We start from the raw sequence: 26,084 nt of genomic DNA on the forward strand, positions 1-26,084 counted from the left end.
ATACCCACACCATGACGGAAACGCGGAACGTCCCCAAGTACTACCGGGTCCGCACCGAACTCGAGTCGATCCTCGCCGAACTCGAGGTGGGGGACGCGGTCCCTGCGGAGCGGGAACTGGCCCTGCGGTTCACGGTGTCCCGCGAGACGGTGCGGCAGGCCATCCACGAACTGCTGGTCGAGGGTCGCGTCGAACGTCGCGGCCGCGGCACCGTCGTCGCCAGCCCGAAGCTCGTGCAGCCGCTGTCGTTGCGGTCCTACACCGAGGGTGCGCTCAGTCAGGGCCGGGTGCCCGGGCGCGAACTGGTGACGTTCGAGGAACTCGGTGCCGACGCGGACCTCGCCGAGGCGCTCGGTCTCGCGTTCGGGGCGCCGGTGATCCACCTCGAACGCGTCCTGCTCGCGGACGACGAGAAGATCGGGCTCGAAAGCACCCATCTGCCCGCCGAACGGTTCGGGGAGATGGCGCGCAGGTTCGACCCGGGCACCTCGCTGTACGCGGCGATCCGCGAGACCGGCGTGGTGTTCGCGTCGGCGACCGAGCGGATCGAGACGGTGCTGGCCTCCCCGCGGGAGGCCGCGCTGCTCGACTCGACCACCGCGATGCCGATGCTGCGGCTCCATCGTGTCTCGCTCGACACCGACGGCGTCCCGATCGAACGGGTGCGTTCCCTCTACCGCGGCGACCGGATCGCCTTTCTCACCACACTGCGGGAGTGATGTCGACGCGCACGACGGGTCCGGGGGCGTCCGGGTCGTGCACGGGGCTAACCTGGTACCCATGTCTGTCCGCACAGCACTGAGCCCCGGAACCGTGTCGCCCGTCCTCGCCGTACCGGCGGGGATCGAGCGTCCCGAGTACGCGTGGAAGCCCACGGCGAAGGAAGGCAACGAGCCGTGGGTGCAGACCCCGGAGACCATCGAGGCCATGCGGGTGGCGAGCAAGATCGCGGCGCAGGCCCTGCAGGAGGCCGGTAAGGCGGTGGCGCCGGGTGTCACCACCGACGAGCTCGACCGCATCGCGCACGAGTACATGATCGATCACGGCGCCTACCCGTCGACGCTCGGATACAAGAGTTTCCCCAAGTCGTGCTGCACGTCGCTGAACGAGGTGATCTGCCACGGCATCCCCGACTCGACGGTGATCCAGGACGGCGACATCGTCAACATCGACGTCACCGCGTACATCGGCGGCGTGCACGGGGACACCAACGCCACGTTCCTCGCCGGGGACGTCGCCGAGGAGAACCGGTTGCTGGTGGAGCGGACCCACGAGGCGACGATGCGCGCCATCAAAGCCGTCAAGCCCGGCCGTGCGCTCAACGTCATCGGCCGCGTCATCGAGTCGTACGCGCACCGCTTCGGCTACGGCGTGGTCCGCGACTTCACCGGACACGGCATCGGCACCACCTTCCACAACGGCCTCGTCGTCCTCCACTACGACGAGCCCTCCGTGGACACGGTCATCGAACCCGGCATGGTGTTCACGATCGAACCGATGATCAACCTCGGCGACATCGGCTGGGAGATCTGGGACGACGACTGGACCGTCGTCACCAAGGATCGCAAGTGGACGGCTCAGTTCGAGCACACCATCGTGGTCACCGAGACCGGCAACGAGATCCTCACCCTGCCTTGAGTGAGAGCCGGTGGAAGGGCGCCCTGCTCGTCGCCGGCACCACGTCCGACGCGGGCAAGAGTGTGCTCGTCGCGGGACTGTGCCGGATGCTCGCGCGGCGAGGTGTCCGGGTGGCGCCGTTCAAGGCGCAGAACATGTCGAACAACTCCGTCGTCACGCTGGACGGCGGCGAGATCGGCCGGGCGCAGGCGCTGCAGGCCGCGGCCTGCGGACTCGAGCCGAGTGTCCGCTTCAACCCCGTACTGCTGAAACCGGGGAGCGACCGCACGTCGCAATTGGTGGTGCGCGGCCGCGCGGTCACGTCCGTCGGAGCCCGCGACTACATCGAGCACCGGCAGCACCTGCGTGCGGTGGTCGCCGAGGAACTGGCGTCGCTGCGCGCCGACTACGACGTCGTGATCTGTGAGGGAGCGGGCTCACCCGCCGAGATCAACCTGCGAGCCACCGACCTCGCCAACATGGGGCTCGCCCGGGCCGCGGGCCTGCCGGTGATCGTCGTCGGCGACATCGACCGCGGTGGAGTGCTCGCCCACCTGTTCGGCACCGTGGCGGTCCTCGAACCGGACGACCAGGCGTTGATCGCGGGATTCGTGATCAACAAGTTCCGCGGCGACGTGTCGTTGCTGGGGCCGGGCCTCGAGCAGTTGACGGCCGTGACGGGACGCCCGACGCTCGGGGTGATTCCCTTCGCCGAGGACCTGTGGCTCGACGCGGAGGATTCGCTCGGTGTGGTGGGGGACGCCCCGGTCGGACGTCCGGCGCCACCGATCGGCGACGACTGGCTGCGGGTGGCCGCGATCCGCCTGCCCCGCATCTCCAATTCGACGGACGTCGAGGCGCTCGCGTGCGAACCCGGGGTGTCGGTGCGCTGGGTCACCGATCCGTCGCGGCTGGAGGACGCCGACCTGATCGTCCTGCCCGGCAGCAAGTCGACCGTGTCGGATCTGGAGTGGTTGCGCCGCAACGGCATCGCGGATGCGATCGCCGCGCACGCGAAACGCGGCGGTCCGGTGCTCGGCGTGTGTGGCGGCTACCAGATGCTCGGGTCCGTGATCGTCGACGACGTCGAATCCGGCCGGGGTGCGGTGCCCGGTCTCGGACTGCTCGACCTCGAGGTGGAGTTCGCCCCGGACAAGGTGCTCGCGCAGGTGCGCGGCAACGCCCACGGAGTTCCGGTGTCCGGGTATGAGATCCATCACGGCCGGGTGCGGCGCAACGGCGACGAGCCCCTGCTCCACGCGAGCAGCGGCGCCGCGGAAGGCAGTATCCGCGGCGCCGTGTACGGCACGCACTGGCACGGACTGCTGGAGACCGACCGTTTCCGCCGGCTCCTGCTGGACGACGTGGCCGATCACGCGGGGAGAACCGGTTTCGTCACCGCACCCGACACGGATGTCGCCGCGATCCGGACCGCTCAACTCGATCTGCTGGCGGATCTGGTGGAGCAGAACCTCGATCTCCGTGCCCTGGAGGACCTCCTCGGCGCAGGTGCCCCGGAAGGCCTTCCGGCCATCGCGTCGACCCTGGTGCGTTAGGCCGTCGCGCGGCGGACGAGCGCCCACGCCGCGATGATCCCCGCGGCCGCGGCCAGTGCCGGCAGCCACACCATCGGCACCGACCGGGGCGCGGCGGCGAACCAGTGGCCGATGTCCGGCCACCACTTCTGCCACGTGATCACGAACGCGGCGGCGCCTGCGGCGAGGAGAGTGCCGACGCCGAGCGTGAAGAGCCCCACCACCCGCCACCGGTGATGCAGTGCGCCCAGGAACATTCCGGCCGCCGCGGTCAGTGACAGGAAGGCGAAGTAGGCGGCCAGTTGTATGATCGGGTCGGACGTGAAGTAGTTGGGTATCGCGAACATCCGCATCCCCACACCCCAGCCGCCGGTGGCCTCCTCGATCAGCGACAGTCCGTAGAGCATTACCCCGAACACGAAGACCTGGACGGCGGCGACGATCAGGGTGGCCGCGAAATAGTCGCGTCGGGTGACGCTCATCCCCAGTGCGAACGGGAACGTCTGTGTCATGGCCTGCAGGTAGAACGCGAGAGCGAACCCGAACAGCGAGAAGACGCCGCCGGTGAAGTTGGTGTCGCTGCCGGTGTCGCCCACCATCGCGAAGATGGCCGCACCGATCGTGAACGACGCGACCAGCACGCCCAGTGGCCACGCGACGAGCAGGGGCCAGGCGACGGTGTGGATGCGGGAGACGGTCAGGACCCTGTTCGTCATCGTGCGTCCTCCTTGGTGGCCGTGGTGCTGCGGACCACGAGCTGCTGAAGGCTGAGCGGCTCGAAATGCAGGCCGTCGTCGACCGCCCGGTCCCGTTCGGAGTCCGACAGGGTGGTCTGCACGGTTGCCCGTTCGTGATTACCCAGCGATTCACGGTGCAGGACAGTCTTGTTCGAGGTGAAGTCGGCGACGAGCGAAGCCAGGCCGGAGACGACGACGGCGCCTTCGCGCAGCGCGTCGGTGTCCTCGTCGAGGATGATCCGTCCCTTGTCGATCAGGATCACGTGTTCGATCAGGTCGCTGACCTCGTCGATGAGGTGTGTGGAGAGCACGACCGTGCGCGGGTGTTCGGCGTAGTCGGCGAGAAGCCGGTCGTAGAAGAGGTGCCGTGCCACCGCGTCGAGGCCGAGATACGGCTCGTCGAACAGGGTGAGCGGTGCGCGGGAGGCCAGACCGACCGTCACGCCGAGCGCGGACGTCATGCCCCGCGACAGCTTCTTCACCTTGCGGCACAACGGAAGGTCGAAATCCTCCAGCAGTGTCTGTGCGAACTCCTCGTTCCAGTGGGGGAGCAGGTGCCGTGCGGTCGCGAGGACGTGCCCGACCTTGAAGTCGTCCGGGTATTTCTGGCTCTCCTTGACGAAGCACACCTCGGTGAGTGCCCGGGAGTTCTCGTGCGGAGCCTGACCGAAGATCTCGACCGTGCCCGAAGTCTGGAACTCCTGGCCGGTGAGGATCTGCATGAGCGTGGTCTTGCCGGCGCCGTTGCGGCCGAGGAGGCCGTAGATCTTGTTCTCCTGCAGGGAGAAGTCGATCCCGTCGAGTGCGACGAAGTCGCCGAATCGCTTGCCGAGGCCCCGCGCCGAGGCGACCGTCTTCGTGTCGAATGCTGTGCCGATCATCGTGCTCCCTCCCGTTGGTCGAGCATGGTCTTGAGTTCGGCGATGCTGACGCCGAGTTTGTCCGCCTCGGTGACGAGCGGGTCGATGAACTGGCGCGCGAACCGCTCGCGTCGCCGGAAGCGCAGCGCGTTCCGGGCGCCGGAGGTGACGAACATTCCGATTCCCCTCTTCTTGTAGAGGATCCCGTCGGCGACGAGCTGATTCAGCCCCTTGGCTGCGGTCGCCGGGTTGATCCGGTGGAACGCGGCGAGCTCGTTGGTGGACGGCACCTGGCCTTCCTCGGGAAGGGTTCCGTCGATGATCGAGTTCTCGATGAGTTCTGCGATCTGCTGGAACAGCGGTCTGCCGTTGTCGATCATCGACGCCCGCCTCGTCGGTTGATCGGTTCATTACTCATGTAATGAACCATAGAACCAGGGAGGTCCGAGCGCAAGACGTCCCCGATCGCGTAGCTTTTAGCCCATGGAACTGACGCACGTGGCGGTGGGAAATGGAACCTGCACGGTCCGCATCGACGGACCGGAGAGCAAACACACCGTTCTCCTACTGCCGGGGGCCGGCGACGGACCGGATGTCTACGACGGCGTCTGCGAGCGCCTGCACAATTCCGATCTGCGCACGATCGTGCCCGAGGACATCACCGGTCTCGACGAGACGACGATCATGGCTCTGCTCGACGAACTGAAGGTCGGGTGGGTCAACCTCGTCGGCAGCCGCGAAGGAGCCGAACTGGCGTGGTCGCTGGCGGCTCGCCAGTTCGGACGCTTCGCCAGCCTCGTGGTGGCCGACCGGGGGCATCCGGCGGCACCCGACTCCGCCGGTGCGGTGCGCGGATCCGACTGCCCGCCGGTCGAACTCCCCACGACCGTGATGGTCGGCAGCCCCGACCGGCGTGCCGAGGCGGACGCGAGCGGCCGCTTCGTCTACTCCGACTTCCGCGTCGTTCAACTCGACGACGTCACCAACGTCCCGGCCGCGGCGGCGGCGGAGCTGGCCACCGAGATCGTCCTCCGTACCAGCCCCTGGTAGATCCCGGCCCCACGCCGAGCGCGACCGTGTTCAGCGTGGGGCGTACATGATGACGGCCATGCCCAGCAGGCAGATCAGGGCGCCCGAGACGTCCCAGCGGTCCGGGCGGAAACCGTCCGCCACCATGCCCCAGATCAGCGAGCCCGCGACGAACACCCCGCCGTACGCGGCGAGGATGCGGCCGAAGTGGGCGTCCGGCTGCATCGTCGCGACGAACCCGTACGCACCGAGCGCCGCCACACCGGCGCCGATCCAGATCCAGCCCCGGTGCGCGCGGACGCCCTGCCACACCAGCCACGCGCCGCCGATCTCGAACAGCGCCGCGACGGCGAACAGCGCGACGGACTTGGCGACCGTCACTCGGGCGGCAGCTCGAGGCCGAGGAGAGCGTTCTCGACGACCTCGGGCAGCGCCGGGTGGATCCAGTACTGTCCCCGCGCCATCTGCTGCGCCGTCAGCCCGAAGCTCATCGCCTGGATCAGCGGCTGGATCACCGTGGGTGCCTGGGCGCCGATCACGTGCGCACCGAGCAGACGCCCGGTGCCGCGTTCGGCGATGACCTTGCACAGCCCCTCGTCGTCCTCCATCGCCCACCCGTAGGCGACGTCGCCGTACGCCTGCACCTTCACCGTGATGTCCCAGCCCGCCTCCCGGGCCTCGGCCTCGGTCAGCCCGACGTGCGCGATCTGCGGGTCGGTGAACACGGCGGCGGGTACGAACCGGTGGTCCGCGGCGCGCAGACCCGACGTGTCCTTCCACGCGTCCTGCAGGAGATTGTGCTGAACCACTCGCGCCTCGTGGTTGGCGACGTGCTTGAGCTGGTACGGCGAGGAGACGTCACCGAGCGCGAAAACGCCTTCGGCACTGGTCCGTTGGTAGTCGTCGACCACGACGCGTCCCTCGTCGTCGAGGTCGATGCCACCGGCGGCGGCCCCGATGGCGTCGCCGTTCGACTGCCGCCCGGTCGCCACCAGGAGAACGTCACCCGAGACGACGGTGCCGTCCTCGAGTTCGACCGCGACGCCGTCACCGTCGCGGCGCACGGCCGCGACGGCGCTGCCGCGGTGCACGTCCCATTTCTTCTGGGCGAGATCCGTGAACCGGCGCGAAACGTCCTCGTCGAGGTGCCGCAGCAGGTGGGAGCTGCGCGCGATCAGCGACACCCGGGTGCCGAGCGCGGAGAACACGTGCGCGAACTCGGCGGCGATGTATCCCGCACCGATGATCACCATGCGCTCGGGCAGCTCCGGCAACCGCATGATGTCGTCGTTCGTGTAGTACCGCACACCGGATTCCCGGACCACGTCGGGAATGATCGGCCGGGACCCGGCCGCGATCACCACCTGGTCGGCGGTGACGACCTCCCCGGTTCCGGTGTCGAGGGTCCGTGGGCCCACGAACGTCGCGTGCCCGCGGAACAGCGTGGTGTTCGGGCTGTCCTCGGCGCGGTAGCGCTCCCCGCCTGCCGAGATCGGGTCGATGCGGCCGAAGACCCGTTTGACGATGTCCGGCCAGCGCACCCCCTCGAGCTCCGCGTCGACGCCGTACTTCGCGGAATTGCCGACCGTGCGGGCCACCTCCGCGGCGTAGACGAACATCTTCGTCGGGATGCAACCCACGTTCAGGCACGTCCCGCCGAAGATGCCCTCCTCCAGGATCGCGACCGTCTTGTCGGCGAAGCGTTCGTCGGGCAGCGAGTTTCCGGACCCCGAACCGATGATCGCCAGATCGAAATGTGTCATCGGTTGGCCTCCGCCGCGTTGTGGCCGTGCAACCAGTCGAGCCACAGGTCCACTTCGGCGAACGCCTCCGCCCGGGGCTTGTCGGCGGACAGGAACACGTCGTGCCGGGCGCCCGCGATGGGCACGATCGTGGTGCGGTCACCGAGGCAACCCGCCCAGCGGGCGATCTGCCGGACGTCGAGGACGGCGTCGGCCGTGTCCACCCTGGGGTCGTACCGCGGCGCGAAGTACGACGCCTTGGACCGGAGGATCAGGGCCGGAACCCCGATGTCGAGACCGCGGTGCAACTGGGCGTGCCCACGGCGCACCGCACGCAACCACCCGAACGTCACCGGGAAACCGCTCAGCGGCTTCCAGTCGAGGTTGTAGTTCCAGATACCGTTGCCCTCCACGTGCAGGCTCACGCCGTACGTGTCGAGCCCGGTCTTCGGGATGATCGACTTGCGTTTGACGCGCCCGAGCGCATCGACGGCCACCGTCCCCACGTTTCGCAGATACGACGGACCCTGCAGGTCGAACCACGGGCTGTTGAGGATGACCCCGCTGATGCCGAGTGCCGCGGTGCCGCCCGGCTTGCGCTGCAGGCGGTGCAGCCACAGCGGCAGAACCAGACCGCCCGTCGAATGCGCGACCAGCAGGACCTCCCCGTCACCGGTCTGTTCCCGGACCTGGCGCAACGCCTCGTTCAGCTCGGCGTCGTAAAGCGTCAGATCGGAGACGAAGTGCGGCGTCTGGCCGGGTTCGAGCGAGCGGCCGCACTTGCGCAGGTCGAGCGCGAAGAACGCGTAACCCTGTTCGGCGAAGTGCTCGGCCAAGTGCTTCTGGAAGAAGTAGTCGGTGAATCCGTGAACGTAGAGCACGGCGCGGCCGGTCTTCTTCGTCTCCTGCGCGGGCTGGTAGCGGATCAGCGTCGCCTTCACCTCGCCCTCGCCGTCCGGGTCGGTGCCGAGAGGAATGGTCAGCTGCTGATATCCGTCGCCGAGAACGTCGGGAGCCCATGTAGTCACAGATCACAATCTAATGTGCGATTCGGGGGCGCGGGGAGGCGCACAATTGGGGCAGGTGATTCTCGCTCATACGCGCGGGTAACCTATCCGGCGAACACGGCAGGCGTATGCGCGTACGGCTATGGACAAGGAAGTCGATACTCCAGTGTCAGATCAGAATGCGGTAGAGACGAAAACGGATGTAGTGCTGGTTGGCGCGGGCATCATGAGCGCGACGCTGGGAGCGATCCTGCGTCAGGTGCAGCCCGATTGGTCGATCACCACATTCGAGCGGCTCGACGCAGTAGCCGCCGAGAGCAGCGACCCGTGGAACAACGCGGGCACCGGCCACTCCGCGCTGTGTGAGCTCAATTACACCCCGCAGAACGCCGACGGCACCGTGGACATCACGAAGGCCGTCAACGTGAACGAGCAGTTCCAGGTGTCGCGGCAGTTCTGGGCGCACGGTGTCGAGAGCGGTGTGCTCACGCACCCCAAGGAGTTCATCAACCCCATCCCGCACGTGAGCTTCGTGCACGGCGAGGCCAACGCGAAGTACCTGCGGGCCCGCTACGACGCCCTCGCCGGTCACCCCCTGTTCGCGGGCATGGAGTACATCGACGCACCCGACGAGTTCACCCGTCGCCTGCCGTTGATGGCGAAGGGCCGCGACTTCAGCGATCCCGTCGCACTCAACTGGACCCAGGACGGAACCGACGTCGACTTCGGCGCCCTGACCAAGCAGCTCCTCGGTTACGTCGGCGCATCCGGCGGCGTCGTCCACTTCGGGCACGAGGTCACCGACCTCACCAAGCAGTCCGACGGCAGCTGGGTGGTCAAGGTCACCAACCGCCGCAACGGTGTGAAGAAGGTCGTGCGCGCCAAGTTCGTGTTCGTCGGCGCCGGTGGCGGTGCGCTGCACCTGCTGCAGAAGTCCGGCATCGAGGAGGCCAAGGGCTTCGGCGGGTTCCCCGTCAGCGGCGCGTTCCTGCGCTGCACCAACCCGGAGCTCATCGACCAGCACCGCGCCAAGGTCTACGGCAAGGCCGCCGTCGGCGCGCCGCCCATGTCGGTTCCGCACCTCGACACCCGCGTGATCGGCAACAAGCCCGGACTGCTGTTCGGGCCGTACGCCGGCTGGTCGCCCAAGTTCCTCAAGCAGGGCCGCGTCACCGACCTGCCCAGCTCGGTCAAGCCGAACAACCTGCTCTCGATGCTCGGTGTCGGCGTCAGCGAACTCGGTCTCGTCAAGTACCTGATCAGTGAGCTCGCGATGTCCGAGGCCGGCCGGATCGAGACCCTGCGGGAGTTCGTCCCGAAGGCGCTCGGCAAGGACTGGGAACTGATCACCGCGGGCCAGCGCGTCCAGGTCATCCGTCGAGCCAAGGGCAAGGGCGGCGTTCTCGAGTTCGGCACCGCCGTCGTCAACGCCGCTGACGGCACCATCGCGGGCCTGCTCGGCGCGTCGCCGGGTGCGTCGACCGCGGTGCCCGCCATGCTCGACGTGCTGCAGCGCTGCTTCCCGGCCCAGTACGAGTCGTGGAAGCCGAAGCTCCAGGAAATGGTGCCGTCGCTGGGCGTGAAGCTCTCCGACGACACCGCGCTGTTCTCGCAGGTGTGGGACTGGACGTCGAAGGTGCTCCAGCTCGACACCAGCAAGGTGGAGGACGCGTCGGTCGCGGTCTGACGCACCGACCGGCCCGGGTTCGCGGGCGCGCACACTTGCCGGTGCTGTGCGATAGTTGCCTGTCATGACGGCAACTGCAGCACTCAAGCGTTCGTGGGCACTCGATCTCGACAACAAGACGCTCTACGAGTTGCTCAAGCTTCGCGTAGAGGTCTTCGTCGTCGAGCAGGCGTGCCCGTACCCGGAACTCGACGGCCGTGATCTGCTGGCCGAGACCCGCCACTTCTGGCTGGAGCAGGACGGTCAGGTGGTCTGCACTCTCCGCCTCCTCGAGGAGCACGCCGACGGCACCACGTCGTTCCGCATCGGTCGGCTGTGCACGTCGCGGCCGGCGCGCGGGCAGGGGCACACGACGCGTCTGCTGCGCGCCGCGCTCGCCGAGGTCGGCGACGCGCCGTGCCGCATCAACGCGCAGACGTATCTGGTGGACATGTACGCCAAGCACGGTTTCAAGCCGGACGGCGAAGAGTTCGTCGAGGACGGCATCCCGCACGTCCCCATGCGGCGCGGCGGCGGTGCCGCTTACGGCGCTGCGTACGAGGCGGCGGAGGCGGCCCCGTCGAGCGCCGCGCAGTGAGCGCCGACTAGGGTCGTCAGGTGAATGTCCGCGGGGAAGTCCTGTTCGAATCAGGCGCGGTCCCGCCACTGTGACGGATCTCTGACCGGCTGCCACCACCCTGGTTGCCGATCCGGTCTCCCAGCCAGATTGCCGCGGCGTTCGTACCGGCCAAAGCTCTCGGCGAGGAAACCGGGACGTGAAGGGATGCAGCGTGCGTACGGATCGTGAAGTGGACCAGGTTCGACCCGACTTTTCGTGGGGATTCCCGTTCAGTGCGGTGGTCGGCCAGGACCGGTTGCGCCTCGCCCTCATCCTCTGCGCGGTCCACCCCGGTATCGGCGGTGTTCTCGTCCGCGGTGAGAAGGGGACGGCCAAGTCGACGGTGGTCCGTGCTCTCACCGCACTGCTGCCCGCGGTGCACGACGAGAACGGGACGCGCCCGGCGCGACTGATCGAACTGCCGGTCGGAGCCACGGAGGACCGCGTCGTCGGTTCCCTCGATCTCGAGAAGGTCCTGCGCGACGGTGAGCGCGCGTTCCAACCCGGGCTGCTGTCGGCCGCCCATCAGGGTGTCCTGTACGTCGACGAGGTCAATCTTCTGCACGACCATCTGGTCGACGTGCTCCTCGACGCGGCGGCGATGGGCCGCGTTCACATCGAGCGTGACGGCATCTCGCACTCGCACGCCGCCCGATTCGTGCTGGTCGGCACGATGAACCCGGAGGAGGGCGAGCTCCGGCCGCAGCTCCTCGACCGGTTCGGGCTGGCCGTCGACGTCGCGGCGTCGCGGGAGGTGGACGTGCGCATGGAGGTGGTCCGGCGGCGCCTCGACTTCGAGCGTGACCCGGCACGGTTCGCCGAGCGCTACGCCGAGCAGGACGCCGCCCTGGCGGCCGCCATCCTCGAGGCCCGCGACCGGCTCGACGACGTCGAGCTCGACGACGTCGAGTTGCGCCGAATCTCTTCTCTCTGTGCGTCGTTCGACGTGGACGGCATGCGCGCCGATCTCGTCCTCGCCCGGACCGCGACCGCGCACGCCGCATGGCGGGGCGCCGGCGCCGTCACGGCGGAGGACGTGCGGGTCGCCGCCGAGCTGACCTTGCCGCACCGCCGCCGCCGGGATCCGTTCGACGAACCCGGCCTCGATGAACAGCAGCTCGACGACGCTCTCCGTCAGGCCGACGAGGACGCCAGGTCCGGTGCCGAGGAACCGCCGGAGCAGGAGCCGGGAACTCCGCCCGGCACCCCGCCCGGACCGGTCGGCGGGGACACCGAGCCCGAGGGGCCCGACGATCCCGACGGGCCCGGAGGCGGCGCTCCGGCACCCCCGGAACGCCCGGCGGGACCGACCGGCACCCAGTTCACCACCAAGCTCCTCGAGGTACCCGGAGTCGGCGAGGGCGCGCCGGGCCGGCGTTCCCGTTCGCGCTCGTCCCGCGGTCGCGCGGTGCGCTCCACCGCCGAACAGGGGCACGGACTCCACCTGGTGGGCACGCTCTTCGCCGCCGCTGAGCGGCAGGTCGCCCGCGGCCGGAGCGCCGGCCGGATGATCCTGGACTCCGCCGATCTGCGCGGGGCGATTCGCGAGGGCCGCGAGGGCAACCTCGTGGTGTTCGTCGTGGACGCGTCCGGGTCGATGGCGGCCCGTGACCGATTGTCCGCCGTGACCGGTGCCGTCGTCTCACTGCTGCGCGACGCCTACCAGCGCCGCGACAAGGTCGCGGTGATCACGGTTCGTGGGCGAGCCGCGGAACTGGTTCTGCCGCCCACGTCTTCGGTGGACATCGCCGTCCGCCGCCTGCGCGGAATGAAGACGGGCGGCAAATCCCCACTGGCAGAAGGATTCCTGCGCGCGCGTGAGGTCGTGCTGCGGGAACGTCTCCGCGATCCGCAGCGCCGCGCCCTCGTCGTCGCACTGACCGACGGGCGGGCGACGGGCGGCAAGGACGCACTGCACCGGGCCAAGGTGGCCGCGGGACTGCTCGCCGACAGCTCGGTCGCGTCGGTGGTCGTCGACTGCGAGACCGGCGTGGTCCGGCTCGGGCTGGCCGCGGAGCTGGCCCGCCGGCTGCGGGGCGGCTACGTGCGCCTCGGTGAATTGTCCGCGCAGCAGGTCGCGGGCGTCGTCCGCGCCGCGGCGTGATCCGGACGCGGCTTCGGTAGGGAAGAGAGAAGACACATGCCCAAGGGTGTTCCCGAGAACGTTCCGAACGACGGCCTCACCACACGTCAACGACGCAACGCTCCCGTGCTCGCGGTCCACACCGGACCGGGCAAGGGGAAGTCGACGGCGGCATTCGGCATGGCGCTGCGTGCCTGGAATCAGGGATTCGACGTCGGGGTGTTCCAGTTCGTCAAGAGCGCCAAGTGGAAGGTGGGGGAAGAGGCGGCCTTCCGCGCCCTCGGTCAGCTGCACGAGGACACCGGTGTCGGTGGGTCGGTGCAGTGGCACAAGATGGGCGAGGGCTGGTCGTGGACGCGCAAGCACGGCAGCGAGGAAGACCACGCCGCCGCGGCCGCCGAGGGATGGCGCGAGATCGCCCGCCGGCTGGGGGCCGAGGAACACCGGTTCTACGTGCTGGACGAGTTCACCTATCCCCTGAAGTGGGGGTGGGTGGACGTCGACGAGGTGGTCGAGGTCCTGCAGAACCGGCCCGGCAACCAGCACGTGGTGATCACGGGCCGCGACGCCCCGCAGGCACTGATCGACGCCGCGGATCTGGTGACGGAGATGACCAAGATCAAGCACCCGATGGACGCCGGCCGGAAGGGCCAGCGGGGCATCGAGTGGTGACCACGCTCCCCGCGGCGCCGGCGGTGGTCATCGCCGCTCCCGCATCGGGCAGCGGAAAGACCACTGTCGCAACCGGTTTGGTGGGAGCGCTCCGTGAGTCGGGTTGCACGGTGGCACCGTTCAAGGTCGGCCCCGACTACATCGACCCCGGATATCACGGGCTCGCGGCCGGACGTCCGGGACGCAATCTCGACCCGGTTATGGTGGGCGCGCAGCGGATCGCCCCGCTGTACCGGCACGGCAGTTCGGGATGCGACCTCGCGGTCGTCGAGGGCGTCATGGGCCTGTTCGACGGCAAGATCGACGCCGCGTCGCAGGAACCGTCGGCCGAGGGATCGACGGCCCAGGTGGCGGCACTGCTCGGCGCCCCGGTCGTGCTCGTGGTCGACGCCCGCGGGCACAGCCAGAGCCTGGCCGCGGTCCTGCACGGCTTCTCCACCTACGACACCGGGGTCCGCATCGGCGGGGTGATCCTCAACCGGGTGGGAAGCCCGCGGCACGAACAGGTGCTGCGACAGGCATGCGAGCGCGTCGGGCTCCCCGTGCTCGGCGCCGTGCCGCGGATGGCCGAACTGGAGGTCCCGTCCCGACATCTCGGGCTGATCCCGGCGGCGGAGCACGGGGCCGACGCGGTGGCCGCCGTCGACGCGATGACCCGATTGGCCGCCCGCCACCTCGATCTGCCTGCCATCCGCGCGCTCGCGTCGTCGGCGGTCGACGGGCCGGTGTGGAACCCCGCCGCCGAGGCCGGGCCGATTCTCCCCGGCCCGCGCCCGGTCGTGGCGATCGCCGGGGGCCGGGCGTTCACGTTCGGGTACGCCGAACACCGCGAACTCCTGGGCGCCGCCGGTGCGGACGTGATCACGTTCGACCCCCTGCACGACGCGTTGCCGCCCGGCACGAGTGGCGTGGTGCTGCCCGGTGGTTTCCCCGAGGAACACGCCGTCGCGCTCGCGGAAAACTCCGCGCTCCTGACGCAGATCCGCGAACTCGCCACGGCGGGGGCGCCGATCCATGCGGAGTGCGCCGGTCTGCTCTACCTCGCCCGCAGTCTCGACGGGCACGCGATGGCCTCCGTGGTCGGGGTCGACGCCTCGTTCGGGTCTCGTCTCACGCTCGGGTACCGCGAGGCGGTGGCGGTGACGGACTCTGCACTCTTCGCGGCGGGTGAGCGGGTGGTCGGCCACGAGTTCCATCGCACGTCGCTCGCCGCGGCCGAGGCGGACGGCTTCGCGCCGGCCTGGGGCTGGCGACCCTGGGACGGCGCCCCTGCGCGCGAGGGTTTCGTCCGCGGCGGCGTGCACGCCTCGTACCTGCACACGCACCCTGCGGGTCACCCGGAGGCGATCACCCGTTTCGTGGCCGCGGCCCGCACCTTCGCCGCGCATGGGTGACGTCTGCGTCGGCGTCGGGTTCCGCGCGGCAGCGAGCAGCACCGACATCCTCGCCGCCGTCCGACACGTGCTGACGTCCGCGAACCCGGGTCCGGACGCGACACTGGACTGCCTGTGCACCCTCGACCGCAAGGCCGCGGAGCCGGCTGTCCGGGATGCGGCAGCTGCGATGGGTGTCCCCGTCCGCGGATTCGCCTCCGGGGAACTGGCCGCCGTCGAGGTGGCGAACCCGTCGGACCGCGTGCACTCGGCGACGGGATCGCCGAGCGTCGCAGAAGCGGCGGCGGTGCTCGGCGCGGGGGGCGGGCCCTTGATCGTGACCAAGTGGTCCGCGAATGGCGTCGTCGTCGCCGCAGCCCGTAAAGTTTCGTAGGTTCGAGACGAGACATGCACGATTTTCAGGAGAAACGGGGAGAGCGCGTGACTGCTGCCACCGGAGACGAGACCAACTACCTGGTCGGACTCAATTTGGCCGATCGTCGTGTGGTCGTGGTCGGTGGCGGAACAGTGGCACAGCGCAGGCTCGGGCTCCTGATCGCATCGGGTGCGCGGGTGCACCTGATCAGCCGTGCGGTCACGCCGGCGGTCGAGGGAATGGCCACCGCGGGACAGATCACACTGGACCTTCGCGAATACCGGGACGGCGACCTCGCCGACGCCTGGTACGCCATCGCGTGCACGGACGAACCGGACACCAACGCGGCGATCGTCGCCGAGGCCGAGCGGAATCGTGTCTTCTGCGTCCGCGCCGACAACGCCCGCTACGGCACTGCCGTCACACCCGCGAGCGCAAGCTACGACGGGATGAGCATCGGCGTGCTGGCGGGCGGCGACCACCGCCGGTCCGCCGCAGTGCGCACCGCCCTCGTCGAGGGCCTGCAATCCGGTGCGGTCGCCGACACCGCCGACCACCCGGCGGCCGGTGTCGCACTGGTGGGCGGCGGCCCGGGCGACCCCGACCTCATCACCGTCCGCGGCCGGCGACTGCTCGCCCGCGCCGACATCGTGGTCGCCGACCGCCTCGCCCCGCCGGAACTGCTCGCCGAACTGGGCTCCGACGTCGAGGTCATCGACGCCGCGAAGATCCCCTACGGCCGTGCGATGGCGCAGGAGGCGATCAACGCCGCCCTCATCGACGGAGCCAAGGCAGGCAAGTTCGTGGTGCGGCTCAAGGGCGGCGACCCGTACGTGTTCGGCCGCGGCTACGAGGAACTCGAGGCGTGCGCCGCGGCGGGTGTTCCCGTCACGGTCGTCCCCGGCATCACCAGTGCCATCTCGGTGCCGTCGGCCGCCGGCATCCCGGTCACTCATCGAGGCGTCACCCACGAGTTCGTCGTCGTCAGCGGTCACGTCGCCCCCGACCACCCGGACTCCCTCGTCGACTGGTCGGCACTCGCCCGGTTGAAGGGCACGATCGTGTTGCTGATGGCCGTCGAGCGCATCGAGGCGTTCGCGACGGTCCTCATGGAGGGTGGGCGTTCGGTGGACACACCGGTCACGGTCATCCAGGAGGGCACGCTGCGCACGCAGCGCACGGTGCGGGCCGATCTCCAGACCGTCGCCGCCCGGGTGAAGGAAGAGCAGATCCGGCCGCCTGCCATCGTGGTCATCGGGCCGGTGGCCGGGTTTTCTGTGGACGCTGGGTAACGTGAACCCTCGTGTCTGAATCCCGAGTACCCGAAGGCGCGTCGGCGTCGAACAAGTCTGCGGCGAGAGCCACGGTGAATCCGCCCGCTGCCACCCGCGTGATGGGGCTTGCGATCATCGTGCTCAGCGGGCTGCAGATGATGGTGGTCCTCGACGGCACCGTAGCCAACCTGGCGCTCGCTCCGCTGCAAGCCGATCTCGGTCTCAGCGACAGCGGCCGCAACTGGGTGCTGACGTCGTACGCGCTGGCGTTCGGTGGCCTCATGCTCCTCGGCGGACGGCTCGGCGACGCGTTCGGCCGGAAGAAGATGTTCGTCGGCGGTGTCGCCCTGTTCACCGTCGCCTCGCTGCTGTGCGGTCTCGCGGTGGGCGAGTTCATGCTGATCGCCGCCCGGTTCCTTCAGGGTGTCGGCGCCGCGGTGGCGTCCCCGACGGCGCTGGCTCTGGTCGCGACCACGTTCGCCGCCGGCCCTGCGCGTAACCAGGCCATCGCGATCTTCGCGGCCATGACGGGCATCGGGTCGATCGCCGGCCTGATCATCGGCGGCGCCCTCACCGAGGTGTCGTGGCGACTGATCTTCCTCATCAACGTGCCCATCGGCGTCGTCATCGTGGGATGCGCGTTCGTGGCATTGAAGGAGACCGCGGGCGAGCGCCTGGCCCTCGACGTTCCCGGGGCGGTCCTCGCCACGGTCGCGGCGACGGGCGTCGTGTTCGCGCTCACCGAGGGTCCGGAACTCGGGTGGGGGAGCCCGTACGTGATCGGTGCGCTCGTCGCCGGTCTGCTGCTGTTCTGCGCATTCCTGTACGTCGAACGGACCGCAGACAACCCGCTGCTGCCGTTCTCCCTCTTCCGCGACAAGAACCGGGTGGCGACGCTCGTCGCGATCTTCTTCGCCGGTGCCGTGATGTTCACGGTCGCCGCGTTCGTCGCGTTGTTCGTCCAGGACATCCTCGGCTACAGCCCCCTCGAGGCCGGCCTCGCGTTCATCCCGTTCGCGTTCGGCCTCGGCGGCGCGGCCGCGGTGGCGTCCAAGCTCGCCGTGCGGATCCAGCCCCGGTGGCTCGTGGTCGCCGGCGCCGCGATCATGGTGGTCGGGCTGCTGTACGGCTCGACTCTCGACAGTTCCGCCACCTACCTCGGCAACCTGTTCGTGCCGGTCATCGGTATCGGATTCGGTGTCGGACTCGCCGTCGTCCCGCTCCCGCTGTGCGCCATCGCCGGTGTGTCGGAGACGGAGATCGGTCCGCTCGCCGCCATCGCCCAGGTGGCGCAGACCCTCGGCGGACCCCTCGCCCTCGCCGTCATCGGGGCGATGGCCACCTCACGCACGCTGTCCCTCGGCGGCATCTCCGGCAAGGTCGCCGACATGAATCCGACGCAACTCGAGGCGCTCGGCAACGGGTACACGTTCGCCCTCGTCGGCAGTGCCGGCTGCGCCCTCATCGCGGGACTGGCCGCGCTGTTCATCCGCTTCACCCCGCAACAGGTCGCGCAGGCGCAGGCCGCCGAGAAGGCCGCGCAGCAGGCGTGAACGCGGTCCGGTCCGGTTTCGGCCCGGTTGTCGGAGTCCGTCTATAGCATCCGGTCATGGACTACAAAATCGAGCTGATCATTCTGCCGGTGTCCGACGTGGACCGGGCCAAGGCGTTCTACGCCGACCAGGTCGGCTTCGTCGTCGACCACGACCACCGCGTGAACGAGAACGTTCGGTTCGTCCAGCTGACGCCGCCCGGGTCGGCGTGCTCGATCGCTGTCGGCGAGGGCCTGGTCGACACGCCGCCCGGCTCGGTGCACGGGTTGCAGATCGTCATCGACGACGCCGACGCCGCCCACGCCGAGCTGTCCGCCCGCGGCGTTCCCGTCAGCGACGTACAGGACCTGGCGTGGGGGCGCTTCGTGTACTTTGCCGACCCCGACGGCAACGAGTGGGCGCTGCAGCAGCTTCCGCCGCGCAGCTGACGCGCGGCGGGTAGCGGAAATCGGCCTGCCCTCGCGCGACGAGCGGGGCATGATTGTCCTGTGGTCACGCCCTCCCGCACGTCCGTCACGGGAGCAGCCGCGGTGGGCCTGCTCCTCGCTGCCTGCGTAGCCGGGGGATCGGCCGCCGCCGCGCCTGCATCCGACGCACCGGATCCTCGCGTCGGTCCGCTGTTCCTGGCCGGCACGCCCATCCACGTCTGCACCGGATCGGTTCTGGACAGCGCGGACGGCGACCTCGTCCTCACCGCCGCGCACTGCATCGCGGGGTCCGGCGGCGCGCTGTCGTTCGCACCCGGATTCGACCGCGGCGTGGCCCCGTTCGGACTGTGGACGGTGTCCCAGATCTACGTCGACCCCGCATGGCTGGAGTCGCAGGACCCGGAGCACGACTACGCCGTGCTCCGGGTAGCCCCGAGCGGAACCACCGTGCCGGCGGCCGTCGAATCGGTGGTCGGTGGGGGATTCGAGTTGGCGTCCGCGCCGGAACCCGCGACCACCGTGGCGGTGACCGGCTATCCGACCCTCGGGGACGGTCCGGTGTCGTGCACCGCCGCGACCACGTCGACGGACAGCTATCCGACGGTGGTCTGCGACGGTCTCGGCGAGGGAACGAGTGGAGGCCCGTGGGTCGTGGGTTCGCGGGTCGTCGCCCTCGTCGGAGGCCTCGACCACGGCGGGTGCACCGACTCGGTGTCCTACTCGCCGACGTTCGGTTCCGGAACGCTCGCCCTGCTGGACCGCGCGGAGCGCCGTGATGCCGGCGACTCGACACCGTTCGCCCTCGCCGGCGCCTGCACCCGATCCTGACGAACCGGGTCAGCGCGGGGCAGGCCGGTACCGGCGGACGGGCCTGCCGGCGCCCCCGTATTCGAGCCGGACCTCCAGCAGTCCCTCGGACAGGTAGTGCTCGAGATAACGGCGCACACTGACCCGGGACAGTCCGGCGAGTTCGGCGCATTCGGTCGACGACAGCTCGCCCTTCGACCGCAGGATGTCGAGCACCAGGCGCCCGGTTTCGGCGCTGAGCCCCTTCGGGAGCCGGCTCGGTTCCGGATTCTTGCCCTTGCCGCCGAACAGGGAGTCGATCAGGGATTGGTCTGCGCCGGACTGTGATTCGAGGGCCCGGGCACGGCGGCGGAAGTTCTCGAGTTTCTCCTGCAGCTGCGTGTAGTCGAACGGTTTGACCAGATAATCGGAGGCGCCGCCGTGCAGTGCGCGGCTGACGGTGTCGATCTCCCTGGCGGCGGTGATCATGATGACGCCGACGGCGTTGCCCTCCGCACGCAGTCGTTGCAGGACGTCGAGGCCGGACATGTCCGGCAGGTACACGTCGAGGAGCACGAGGTCGGGGTGTGCGGTCCGCACCGATTCGAGGGCCTCGGCGGCGGTCCGCGCCACCCCGACGGTGGTGAACCCCGGTGTCTTGTCGACGAATCGGCGGTGGATCTCCGCGACCATGAAGTCGTCGTCGACGACCAGGACCTCATACATCGCCACGCCGTCCCGTCATGATCGGAGAGTCTAGCTACGCGGCACGTGGACGGTGAACAAGGCACCGCCGGTGCCGGGTGCGTCCGAGACGGCCGCGGACCCGCCGTGCTGGGAGCTGACGAGACGCACCAGGGCGAGCCCGATTCCGCGGCCACCGGGGGTGCCCGGCTTCGAGGTGACACCGCGCGAGAAGATCTCCTCCCGCATCGTCTCGGGAACTCCGGGGCCGGAATCGGCGACCTCGATAAGGATGCCGTCGTCGTCGGTGATCCGGATCGAGATCCGCGCGTCCCGGCCGCCCTCGGACACGTCGACGGCATTGTCGATGAGGTTGCCGAGGACGGTGATCACGTCGGTGGCGAGTTCGGGGTCGAGGGCGTGTAGGTGCGAGTCGGGTTCCAATGTCAGCGACACCCCGGTCTCGGCGGCGAGGGACGTCTTCGCGATCAGCAGCGCGGCGACAGCCGGATCCGAGATGCGTTGCGTGACAGCATCACTGATCTCCGCTCGGCGGCGGGTGAGGGTGCCGACGAAGTCGGTGACGGCGTCGTAATCACCGAGCTGCGTCAGACCCGAGATCGTGTGCAGCTGGTTGGCGAACTCGTGCGTCTGCGCCCGCAGGGTGTCTGTGACACTCTTGTGCGAGGACAGCTGGCTCTGCATGGATGCCAGTTCGGTGCTGTCGCGCATCGTGGTGACGGTGCCGATCTTGTGCCCCTGGCTGGTGGCCGCGCGCCGGCTCAGCGCGAGCATGCGCGACGACGTCGACAACACCACGTCGCGGCCGTCCTCCCCGTTGAGGAGGTACTGCCGGACCGCGGGGTCGAGCGCGACGTCGTCGACGTGCCGGCCGACGGCGTCGTCGGTGAGGTCGAGAAGTTCCTGGGCGCTGTCGTTGAGTACGGTGATCACCCCGTCGGGGTTCACCGCGACCACACCCTCGCGGATGCTGTGCAACAAGGCCTCGCGATGGTCGGCAAGGCTTGCGATCTCGGCAATTTCGAGTCCGCGGGTGTGGGTCTTGATCCGGCGGGACAGCAGCCACGAGCCGAGAAGCCCGAGACCGGCGCCGATCCCGAGATACAGGAGCAGGCGCGCCCCCGCGCTGCTGAGCAGGTCCCAGACGGACGGGTAGTCGTCGCTGACGGTCACGACCGCGAGGACGTCCCCGGTGGCGGACAGGATCGGGACGTGTCCGACGATGGCGCGGCGTCCGTCGACGTCCACGTCGCCCGACCAGGCCCGCCCGGTCATCACATCGCTGGCGCCGAGTTCCGCGGGCACCCCGAGCCGCGTCGGATCGGACGACACGGTCACCGCCCCGTTCGGCGCGACGATCTCGGCGAGTGTGGCGCCCGACAGGTTGACGGCGCGATCGACCTCCGGCGCCAGCACGCGCTCGACCGAGCGGTCCGACAGCTGGTCGCGCACCACCGGCGTCGACGCCACGTTCTCGGCCACCGCGATCATGCGCTGCCCCTGGAGGTCGCGGAACTCCACGGTCGACTGGTGGACCGACACGGCGGCAACCGCGAGCAGCACGACGCCGACGACGACGAGCTGGAGGAGCAGGACCTGGCCCGCGAGGCTACGCACGCGGGGATGAAGTGGTGACCACAATGAACTTAAGTTCCGTTTCGTTCGCATAGGTGACGTACATCACCCCTGAGGTTCAGTATTGCGGAAGATCACATTCATGGCGAAATGAGGAACGATGTCGAGAACAGGTAGCGGGAGCAGGGTACGCGCGCTGCTCCTGCTCGCGCTCGTAGGCCTCCTCGTGGCCGGCTGCGGGGTCACCCGCGGCGAGGACGAGGGCCTGCACAGAGTGCGGATGATGGTTCCGAACAGTCCGGGCGGCGGCTACGACCTCACGGCGCGGACCGCGGTGAAGATCATGGAAGACGAGGGCATCACCGGCCGCGTCGAGGTCTTCAACGTGATCGGCGCAGGTGGAACGGTCGCAATGGCCAGGCTGATGAACGAGGCCGGCAACGACGACCTCATGATGATGATGGGCCTGGGTGTCGTCGGCGCCGGCTACACCAACGGATCCACCGCACGCGTCTCCGAGGCCACCGCGCTGGCCAAGGTGGTCGAGGAGCAGGAGGGCATCCTCGTGCCCGCGGATTCGCCACTGCAGACCATCGACGACTTCGTGGCCGCATGGCGCGCCGACCCGGCGTCGATCACCATCGGCGGCGGTTCCTCGCCCGGCGGCCCGGACCACCTGTTTCCGATGGAGACGGCGCGCGCGGTGGGAGTGGACCCGAACGCGGTGAACTACGTGTCCTACGACGGCGGCGGCGACCTGCTGACGGCCCTTCTCGGCCAGAAGATCACCGCAGGCACGTCGGGACTCGGCGAGTACGTCGACCAGATCGAGGCCGGCCAGGTCCGGGTCCTCGCGGTGTCGGGGAACGAGCGGGTCGAGGGTATCGACGCGCCGACGCTCACGGAGGCCGGCGTGGACCTGACCTTCACCAACTGGCGGGGAATCCTGGCGCCGCCCGGACTGTCCGACGGCGCCAAGGCCGACATGGTCGAGGCGCTCCAAAAGTTGCACGACACACCGGAATGGAAGGAGGCCCTGGTGAAGAACGGTTGGAGTGACGCCTTCACGACGGGACCGGAGTTCGAGCAGTTCCTCCGGGACCAGGACGAGCGGGTCTCGTCCACCCTGGCCGAATTGGGGCTGACATGACCGCGCCCGCAGAACCGTCCGCCGTCTCCGCGGACACGGCCCCGGCGCCGAAGCGGCGGGACTACGCACAGTTCATCGTCTGCGCGGTGATGGCCGTGGTCGGGGTCTTCCTCATCGTCGACGCCCTGTCGCTGAGCGAAGGTTTCGCGAAGGTCGACCCGGTGGGCCCGCGACTGTTCCCGCTCGTCATCGGCGGTGGACTGCTGGTCTTCGCCGTGGTGCTGGCCGTCGCGATCCTGAGGGGCTCCACCGGGGAAGCCGACAGCGGCGAGGACGTCGATCCGGACTCGCCGGGTGACTGGAAGACGGTGGGACTGCTCGTCGGGTTGTTCGTGGTGACCATCGCGCTCGTCGACTTCCTGGGCTGGGCGATCATCGGCACCGTCCTGTTCGCCGGGGCCGCAACCATTCTGGGCAGCCGGCACTGGGTACGGAACATCGCGATCGGGGCCGTGCTCGGATTCGGCAGCTTCTACGCGTTCTACGTCGGGCTCGGAATACCGCTGCCCGCAGGCATTCTGGACGGAATTCTCTGACATGGACAATTTGAACTGGCTGCTGCAGGGGTTCGAGCAAGCAGCCACCCCCATGAATCTGCTGTACGCGTGCATCGGCGTCCTCCTCGGCACGGCGGTCGGCGTCCTCCCGGGCATCGGACCGGCCATGACCGTGGCCCTCCTGCTGCCCGTCACCTACAACGTCAGCCCGAGCGCCGCGTTCATCATGTTCGCCGGCATCTACTACGGCGGCATGTACGGCGGGTCGACGACGTCGATCCTGCTGAACACACCGGGGGAGTCGTCGTCGGTGATCACGGCGATCGAGGGCAACAAGATGGCGAAAGCCGGCAGGGCCGCGCAGGCCCTGGCGACCGCCGCGATCGGGTCGTTCGTCGCCGGGTCGATCGGCACGATGCTCCTGGTGCTGTTCGCGCCCATGGTGTCGAGTTTCGCGGTCACCCTCGGAGCCCCGTCCTACCTCGCGATCATGCTGCTCGCCCTCGTGGCCGTCACGGCCGTCCTCGGAACCTCGAAGCTCCGCGGATGCATCTCCCTGCTGCTCGGTCTCGCGATCGGATTGGTCGGCATCGACTTCCTCACCGGCCAGCCGCGTGCCACGTTCGGCATCCCGCAGCTGTCCGACGGGATCGACATCGTCGTCGTCGCGGTCGCCGTGTTCGCACTCGGTGAGGCGCTCTGGGTGGCCGCTCACCTCCGCCGCAAGCCGGCCGAGGTCATCCCCGTCGGCAGGCCGTGGATGGGCAAGAAGGACTGGAAGCGTTCGTGGAAACCGTGGTTGCGGGGTACCGCCTACGGGTTCCCGTTCGGCGCACTACCCGCAGGCGGCGCCGAACTGCCCACCTTCCTCTCCTACATCACCGAGAAGAAACTGTCGAAGCACAAGGACGAATTCGGCAAGGGTGCCATCGAAGGTGTCGCCGGGCCGGAGGCGGCCAACAACGCGTCGGCGGCGGGCACACTCGTGCCGATGCTGTCGCTGGGTCTGCCGACCAACGCCACGGCCGCGGTCATGCTGACGGCCTTCGTGTCGTACGGAATCCAGCCGGGCCCGACACTGTTCGAGAAGGAACCGCTGCTGATCTGGACGCTGATCGCGAGCCTGTTCATCGGCAACTTCCTGCTCCTGGTGCTCAATCTTCCGCTCGCACCGCTGTGGGCGAAGCTGCTCCGCACACCGCGGCCCTACCTCTACGCGGGCATCCTGTTCTTCGCCGCGCTGGGCGCGTTCGCCGTCAACCTCCAGTGGCTCGACCTCGCGCTGCTGCTGACGTTCGGGCTGATGGGTCTGATGATGCGGAGGTTCGGGCTGCCGGTGCTGCCGTTGATCATCGGCGTCATCCTCGGACCGCGCATCGAACGGCAACTGCGGCAGAGCCTGCAGCTCGGTGGCGGTGACTGGGGCAGCCTGTTCACCGAGCCCGTCGCGATCATCGTCTATATCGTGATCGCAGTGCTCCTCATCGCACCCCTCGTCGCCAAGGTCGTCCGCGCGCACTACCCCGTCGCGTCGCCCGATTTCCCCGACGGACCGGCCGGTGGCGACTCCACCGACACCAGAGAGAAGGCACACGCATGATCGTCGTCGGATACACCCCCGATCAGTTCGGAGGGGCCGCCCTCGAACACGGTGTCGCGGAGGCGCAGCTGCGCGGGACGTCGCTGCTCGTGATCAACACCTCGAAGGGCGACTCCCTCGCCGACCAGTCGTTCGCCGACAACGCGCACCTCCAGGAACTCGAAGGCAAGCTGGCCGCGAGCGGGGTCGACCACGAGGTCCGGCAGATCGTGGGAGACGAGACCGTCGACGTGATTCTCGAGGCCATGACGGCGCCCAGCGCGGAACTGCTCGTGATCGGCATCCGCGACCGCACCCCGGTCGGGAAGCTCCTGATGGGCAGCACCGCCCAGCGCCTGCTGCTGTCCTGCCGCAAACCGGTCCTGGCCGTCAAGCCCGAATAAAGTCCCTGTGAGTACTTATCAACCGCCCGCGGTTAATAAGTACTCACAGGTCAGTCGGTGAGGATGATCAGCTCGCGGTCCGACGCCACCTCGACGCGCAGGCCGGCCTTCGCCGCCACCCGTGCCACCCCGCGCACGTCCTGGGGTTCGGCGCGGGAGACGGTGAGCGCACGTGCCAGCAGACCCTTGTGGTGCTTGTTGAAATGACTGACGACGGTGCGGGTGCCGTCCGGCTTCTCGGTGAGGACGGTGGCGATCACGGCCTCGGGGATCGGTCCGAGTTGCTGGTACGTCCCCGACCGCAGGTCGACGACGAGACCGTCCGCTTCCGCGGCGATCGCCCGGCTCAGTTCCGGCTTCCACAATGCCCGGAGAGTGCCCATCCCGGGAAGCTTCGATCCGCCCGACAGCCGGTAGGCGGGGATCAGATCACCCGCGCGCACCGCACCGAACAGCGCGGACCCCATCGCCAGCCGCGACAGCGCCTTGGACTTCTGGGCCTTGGTGAACGACTTCGCGTCGAGCGCGTCGAACAGCACACCGGTGTAGCGCTCGAGTGCGGGCCGGGTGGGGGAAACCCACAGTTTGGCGTTCCGCTCGATCTCGTCGGCCTGGGTGGGGCCGAGGCCGAGCGCGAGCTGCGACGCCTCCCCGTCCGCCGCCAGCGCGACCAGCGCCTGGACCAGCACTTCGCGGGTTTCGGTGAGCTGCGGCATCGACAGCTCGGCCAGGTCGAGGGGCGCGTCGGCGCCGCCGTCGGACTTGGTTTCGGAGGGAGGAAGTAGCACCAGCACGCACGAAACCCTACCGACGCGCC

At 69.0% G+C, this 26,084-nt stretch carries 27 protein-coding genes; 18 read left to right on the top strand and 9 right to left on the bottom strand.

Features of this window, described 5'->3' with window-relative positions; genetic code table 11:
- Nucleotides 1-11: 11 nt before the first annotated feature.
- The 3 genes from QM693_RS27025 (at nucleotide 12) to QM693_RS27035 (ending at nucleotide 3,173) form a co-directional block, all read left to right on the top strand.
- Entirely contained in the window at nucleotides 12-719 is a 708-nt protein-coding gene (locus QM693_RS27025) for a GntR family transcriptional regulator (protein WP_105419360.1), read from the top strand.
- A 61-nt stretch (nucleotides 720-780) separates the two neighbouring features.
- A complete protein-coding gene (gene map / locus QM693_RS27030; protein WP_283353839.1) occupies nucleotides 781-1,638 on the top strand; it encodes a type I methionyl aminopeptidase in 858 nt (285 codons plus the stop codon).
- Nucleotides 1,635-3,173, top strand: coding sequence for a cobyric acid synthase (locus QM693_RS27035; protein ID WP_283334774.1), 1,539 nt, complete (start codon nucleotides 1,635-1,637; stop codon nucleotides 3,171-3,173). The genes map and QM693_RS27035 overlap by 4 nt, the downstream gene beginning before the upstream one ends.
- Here QM693_RS27035 and QM693_RS27040 read toward each other — a convergent pair.
- The 3 genes from QM693_RS27040 to QM693_RS27050 are packed head-to-tail and all read right to left on the bottom strand — an operon-like array spanning nucleotide 3,170 to nucleotide 5,129.
- The gene (locus QM693_RS27040) at nucleotides 3,170-3,868 is read right to left on the bottom strand and encodes an ABC transporter permease (protein ID WP_283353840.1); all 699 of its coding nucleotides are present in this window, start codon (nucleotides 3,866-3,868) and stop codon (nucleotides 3,170-3,172) included. The two genes, QM693_RS27035 and QM693_RS27040, sit on opposite strands and share 4 nt — an antisense overlap.
- Nucleotides 3,865-4,770, bottom strand: coding sequence for an ABC transporter ATP-binding protein (locus tag QM693_RS27045; protein WP_283353841.1), 906 nt, complete (start codon nucleotides 4,768-4,770; stop codon nucleotides 3,865-3,867). The genes QM693_RS27040 and QM693_RS27045 overlap by 4 nt, the downstream gene beginning before the upstream one ends.
- Nucleotides 4,767-5,129: a GntR family transcriptional regulator gene (locus tag QM693_RS27050; RefSeq protein WP_005259287.1), complete on the bottom strand. Its 363-nt coding sequence runs from the start codon at nucleotides 5,127-5,129 to the stop codon at nucleotides 4,767-4,769. Before QM693_RS27050 ends, QM693_RS27045 begins: the two co-directional genes overlap by 4 nt.
- 103 nt (nucleotides 5,130-5,232) lie before the next feature.
- Here QM693_RS27050 and QM693_RS27055 point away from each other — a divergent pair, with 103 nt between their 5' ends.
- The gene (locus QM693_RS27055) at nucleotides 5,233-5,799 is read left to right on the top strand and encodes an alpha/beta fold hydrolase (RefSeq protein WP_011598449.1); all 567 of its coding nucleotides are present in this window, start codon (nucleotides 5,233-5,235) and stop codon (nucleotides 5,797-5,799) included.
- 30 nt (nucleotides 5,800-5,829) lie between these two features.
- Here QM693_RS27055 and QM693_RS27060 read toward each other — a convergent pair whose 3' ends face one another.
- The 3 genes from QM693_RS27060 to QM693_RS27070 are packed head-to-tail and all read right to left on the bottom strand — an operon-like array spanning nucleotide 5,830 to nucleotide 8,548.
- A complete protein-coding gene (locus QM693_RS27060) occupies nucleotides 5,830-6,159 on the bottom strand; it encodes a YnfA family protein (RefSeq protein ID WP_280784616.1) in 330 nt (109 codons plus the stop codon).
- Complete coding sequence (gene mtr, locus QM693_RS27065) at nucleotides 6,156-7,541, bottom strand: mycothione reductase (protein ID WP_283334771.1); 1,386 nt, start codon at nucleotides 7,539-7,541, stop codon at nucleotides 6,156-6,158. Before mtr ends, QM693_RS27060 begins: the two co-directional genes overlap by 4 nt.
- Nucleotides 7,538-8,548, bottom strand: a complete 1,011-nt coding sequence (locus QM693_RS27070; protein ID WP_283334770.1) for an alpha/beta hydrolase — start codon at nucleotides 8,546-8,548, stop codon at nucleotides 7,538-7,540. The genes mtr and QM693_RS27070 overlap by 4 nt, the downstream gene beginning before the upstream one ends.
- A gap of 121 nt (nucleotides 8,549-8,669) precedes the next feature.
- Here QM693_RS27070 and mqo point away from each other — a divergent pair, with 121 nt between their 5' ends.
- The 10 genes from mqo to QM693_RS27120 all read left to right on the top strand — a co-directional run bounded on the left by mqo (nucleotide 8,670) and on the right by QM693_RS27120 (nucleotide 19,399).
- Nucleotides 8,670-10,214, top strand: a complete 1,545-nt coding sequence (gene mqo / locus QM693_RS27075; protein ID WP_283334769.1) for a malate dehydrogenase (quinone) — start codon at nucleotides 8,670-8,672, stop codon at nucleotides 10,212-10,214.
- A gap of 64 nt (nucleotides 10,215-10,278) precedes the next feature.
- On the top strand, nucleotides 10,279-10,791 hold the full coding sequence (locus tag QM693_RS27080) for a GNAT family N-acetyltransferase (protein WP_283334768.1): 513 nt from the start codon (nucleotides 10,279-10,281) through the stop codon (nucleotides 10,789-10,791).
- Nucleotides 10,792-11,002: 211 nt separating this feature from the next.
- Entirely contained in the window at nucleotides 11,003-12,916 is a 1,914-nt protein-coding gene (locus QM693_RS27085) for a magnesium chelatase subunit D family protein (RefSeq protein ID WP_283353842.1), read from the top strand.
- Nucleotides 12,917-12,952: 36 nt separating this feature from the next.
- A complete protein-coding gene (gene cobO, locus QM693_RS27090) occupies nucleotides 12,953-13,567 on the top strand; it encodes a cob(I)yrinic acid a,c-diamide adenosyltransferase (protein WP_009479778.1) in 615 nt (204 codons plus the stop codon).
- Nucleotides 13,561-14,961 (top strand): cobyrinic acid a,c-diamide synthase CobB, encoded by a 1,401-nt coding sequence (locus QM693_RS27095; RefSeq protein ID WP_283353843.1) that lies wholly within the window; start codon nucleotides 13,561-13,563, stop codon nucleotides 14,959-14,961. The genes cobO and QM693_RS27095 overlap by 7 nt, the downstream gene beginning before the upstream one ends.
- Nucleotides 14,954-15,334, top strand: a complete 381-nt coding sequence (locus tag QM693_RS27100) for a cobalamin biosynthesis protein (RefSeq protein ID WP_283334764.1) — start codon at nucleotides 14,954-14,956, stop codon at nucleotides 15,332-15,334. The genes QM693_RS27095 and QM693_RS27100 overlap by 8 nt, the downstream gene beginning before the upstream one ends.
- 47 nt (nucleotides 15,335-15,381) lie before the next feature.
- Entirely contained in the window at nucleotides 15,382-16,608 is a 1,227-nt protein-coding gene (cobA, locus tag QM693_RS27105; protein ID WP_283353844.1) for a uroporphyrinogen-III C-methyltransferase, read from the top strand.
- Between the two features lie 101 nt (nucleotides 16,609-16,709).
- Complete coding sequence (locus QM693_RS27110; RefSeq protein ID WP_105419418.1) at nucleotides 16,710-18,143, top strand: MFS transporter; 1,434 nt, start codon at nucleotides 16,710-16,712, stop codon at nucleotides 18,141-18,143.
- A 56-nt stretch (nucleotides 18,144-18,199) separates the two neighbouring features.
- Nucleotides 18,200-18,571 carry a glyoxalase superfamily protein gene (locus QM693_RS27115; protein ID WP_105419330.1) on the top strand — a complete coding sequence of 124 codons (372 nt, stop codon included), beginning with the start codon at nucleotides 18,200-18,202 and terminating at the stop codon, nucleotides 18,569-18,571.
- A 60-nt stretch (nucleotides 18,572-18,631) separates the two neighbouring features.
- On the top strand, nucleotides 18,632-19,399 hold the full coding sequence (locus tag QM693_RS27120) for a trypsin-like serine peptidase (RefSeq protein ID WP_280784624.1): 768 nt from the start codon (nucleotides 18,632-18,634) through the stop codon (nucleotides 19,397-19,399).
- 9 nt (nucleotides 19,400-19,408) lie between these two features.
- On the opposite strand, the gene QM693_RS27125 is transcribed toward QM693_RS27120, so the two are convergent.
- Both QM693_RS27125 and QM693_RS27130 read right to left on the bottom strand, forming a co-directional pair.
- The gene (locus tag QM693_RS27125; protein WP_025432363.1) at nucleotides 19,409-20,083 is read right to left on the bottom strand and encodes a response regulator; all 675 of its coding nucleotides are present in this window, start codon (nucleotides 20,081-20,083) and stop codon (nucleotides 19,409-19,411) included.
- A 30-nt stretch (nucleotides 20,084-20,113) separates the two neighbouring features.
- Nucleotides 20,114-21,730, bottom strand: coding sequence for a sensor histidine kinase (locus QM693_RS27130; protein ID WP_283353845.1), 1,617 nt, complete (start codon nucleotides 21,728-21,730; stop codon nucleotides 20,114-20,116).
- Between the two features lie 67 nt (nucleotides 21,731-21,797).
- On the opposite strand from QM693_RS27130, the gene QM693_RS27135 reads away from it, so the two are divergent.
- Genes QM693_RS27135 through QM693_RS27150 form a run of 4 tightly spaced genes read left to right on the top strand, consistent with a single transcriptional unit; the run spans nucleotide 21,798 to nucleotide 25,267 of the window.
- Nucleotides 21,798-22,787 (top strand): Bug family tripartite tricarboxylate transporter substrate binding protein, encoded by a 990-nt coding sequence (locus QM693_RS27135; protein ID WP_283353846.1) that lies wholly within the window; start codon nucleotides 21,798-21,800, stop codon nucleotides 22,785-22,787.
- Nucleotides 22,784-23,323 carry a tripartite tricarboxylate transporter TctB family protein gene (locus QM693_RS27140; RefSeq protein WP_280784627.1) on the top strand — a complete coding sequence of 180 codons (540 nt, stop codon included), beginning with the start codon at nucleotides 22,784-22,786 and terminating at the stop codon, nucleotides 23,321-23,323. Before QM693_RS27135 ends, QM693_RS27140 begins: the two co-directional genes overlap by 4 nt.
- A gap of 1 nt (nucleotide 23,324) precedes the next feature.
- On the top strand, nucleotides 23,325-24,884 hold the full coding sequence (locus tag QM693_RS27145; RefSeq protein ID WP_280784628.1) for a tripartite tricarboxylate transporter permease: 1,560 nt from the start codon (nucleotides 23,325-23,327) through the stop codon (nucleotides 24,882-24,884).
- Nucleotides 24,881-25,267, top strand: a complete 387-nt coding sequence (locus QM693_RS27150; RefSeq protein ID WP_037245669.1) for a universal stress protein — start codon at nucleotides 24,881-24,883, stop codon at nucleotides 25,265-25,267. The genes QM693_RS27145 and QM693_RS27150 overlap by 4 nt, the downstream gene beginning before the upstream one ends.
- A gap of 50 nt (nucleotides 25,268-25,317) precedes the next feature.
- Here QM693_RS27150 and yaaA read toward each other — a convergent pair whose 3' ends face one another.
- Nucleotides 25,318-26,061 carry a peroxide stress protein YaaA gene (yaaA, locus tag QM693_RS27155; protein WP_283334759.1) on the bottom strand — a complete coding sequence of 248 codons (744 nt, stop codon included), beginning with the start codon at nucleotides 26,059-26,061 and terminating at the stop codon, nucleotides 25,318-25,320.
- Between the last annotated feature and the right edge of the window lie 23 nt (nucleotides 26,062-26,084).

Source organism: Rhodococcus sp. IEGM 1305 (genome assembly GCF_030058635.1).
Classification (GTDB): Bacteria; Actinomycetota; Actinomycetes; order Mycobacteriales; family Mycobacteriaceae; genus Rhodococcus_F; species Rhodococcus_F opacus_D.

What these genes read in the sequence shown, in the direction of transcription:
- QM693_RS27135 (WP_283353846.1), top strand. Translation starts at nt 21,798, where the DNA reads ATGTCGAGAACAGGTAGCGGGAGCAGGGTACGCGCGCTGCTCCTGCTC.
- QM693_RS27045 (WP_283353841.1), bottom strand. Translation starts at nt 4,770, where the DNA reads ATGATCGGCACAGCATTCGACACGAAGACGGTCGCCTCGGCGCGGGGC.
- QM693_RS27140 (WP_280784627.1), top strand. Translation starts at nt 22,784, where the DNA reads ATGACCGCGCCCGCAGAACCGTCCGCCGTCTCCGCGGACACGGCCCCG.
- mqo (WP_283334769.1), top strand. Translation starts at nt 8,670, where the DNA reads ATGGACAAGGAAGTCGATACTCCAGTGTCAGATCAGAATGCGGTAGAG.
- mtr (WP_283334771.1), bottom strand. Translation starts at nt 7,541, where the DNA reads ATGACACATTTCGATCTGGCGATCATCGGTTCGGGGTCCGGAAACTCG.
- QM693_RS27080 (WP_283334768.1), top strand. Translation starts at nt 10,279, where the DNA reads ATGACGGCAACTGCAGCACTCAAGCGTTCGTGGGCACTCGATCTCGAC.
- QM693_RS27025 (WP_105419360.1), top strand. Translation starts at nt 12, where the DNA reads ATGACGGAAACGCGGAACGTCCCCAAGTACTACCGGGTCCGCACCGAA.
- QM693_RS27050 (WP_005259287.1), bottom strand. Translation starts at nt 5,129, where the DNA reads ATGATCGACAACGGCAGACCGCTGTTCCAGCAGATCGCAGAACTCATC.
- QM693_RS27100 (WP_283334764.1), top strand. Translation starts at nt 14,954, where the DNA reads ATGGGTGACGTCTGCGTCGGCGTCGGGTTCCGCGCGGCAGCGAGCAGC.
- QM693_RS27040 (WP_283353840.1), bottom strand. Translation starts at nt 3,868, where the DNA reads ATGACGAACAGGGTCCTGACCGTCTCCCGCATCCACACCGTCGCCTGG.
- map (WP_283353839.1), top strand. Translation starts at nt 781, where the DNA reads ATGTCTGTCCGCACAGCACTGAGCCCCGGAACCGTGTCGCCCGTCCTC.
- QM693_RS27055 (WP_011598449.1), top strand. Translation starts at nt 5,233, where the DNA reads ATGGAACTGACGCACGTGGCGGTGGGAAATGGAACCTGCACGGTCCGC.
- cobO (WP_009479778.1), top strand. Translation starts at nt 12,953, where the DNA reads ATGCCCAAGGGTGTTCCCGAGAACGTTCCGAACGACGGCCTCACCACA.
- QM693_RS27110 (WP_105419418.1), top strand. Translation starts at nt 16,710, where the DNA reads ATGGGGCTTGCGATCATCGTGCTCAGCGGGCTGCAGATGATGGTGGTC.
- QM693_RS27130 (WP_283353845.1), bottom strand. Translation starts at nt 21,730, where the DNA reads ATGCGAACGAAACGGAACTTAAGTTCATTGTGGTCACCACTTCATCCC.
- QM693_RS27145 (WP_280784628.1), top strand. Translation starts at nt 23,325, where the DNA reads ATGGACAATTTGAACTGGCTGCTGCAGGGGTTCGAGCAAGCAGCCACC.
- QM693_RS27115 (WP_105419330.1), top strand. Translation starts at nt 18,200, where the DNA reads ATGGACTACAAAATCGAGCTGATCATTCTGCCGGTGTCCGACGTGGAC.
- QM693_RS27150 (WP_037245669.1), top strand. Translation starts at nt 24,881, where the DNA reads ATGATCGTCGTCGGATACACCCCCGATCAGTTCGGAGGGGCCGCCCTC.
- QM693_RS27125 (WP_025432363.1), bottom strand. Translation starts at nt 20,083, where the DNA reads ATGTATGAGGTCCTGGTCGTCGACGACGACTTCATGGTCGCGGAGATC.